Origin of the sequence: Streptomyces sp. DH12, assembly GCF_020873895.1 — a bacterium.
Taxonomy (GTDB): domain Bacteria; phylum Actinomycetota; class Actinomycetes; order Streptomycetales; family Streptomycetaceae; genus Streptomyces.
The window spans coordinates 1-491 of the sequence record NZ_JAHWGT010000772.1; the positions used below are offsets into that span (position 1 = coordinate 1).

At 72.5% G+C, this 491-nt stretch carries 1 protein-coding gene; it reads right to left on the reverse strand.

The genetic code is table 11. From position 1 onward, the window contains the following. Window positions 1-491 (reverse strand): lyase family protein (locus tag LPA54_RS36985; protein WP_267487986.1); only part of this gene is annotated, 491 nt, incomplete at both ends.

The following is a 491-nucleotide window of genomic DNA, read 5'->3' on the forward strand; positions in this document are numbered from 1 at the left end:
GCCTTGCGCTCCAGGGCGGCCGCGAGGTGCTCCAGGGCCGGGATCAGGTCCCGGGTGACCGCGGCGGTGGCGGCGCTGTGCAGTGACGAGGGGAAGACGTCGTTGGACGACTGCGAGGCGTTGACGTGGTCGTTGGGGTGGACGTCCCGGCCCAGTCGCTCGGTGGCGAGGGTGGCGATCACCTCGTTGGCGTTCATGTTGGACGAGGTCCCCGACCCGGTCTGGAACACGTCCACCGGGAAGTGCGCGTCCCACCGGCCCTCGGCGACCTCCGCGGCCGCCTCCTGGATCGCCTCGGCCACGTCCTCGTCCAGCACCCCGAGCCGGGCGTTCACCTTGGCCGCGGCGCCCTTGACGCGGGCCAGCGCCTCGATGTGGGCGCGCTCCAGGCGCTGCCCGGAGATGGGGAAGTTCTCCACCGCCCGCTGGGTCTGGGCGCGCCACTTGGCGCCCGCGGGGACCTTCACCTCACCCATCGAGTCGTGCTCGAT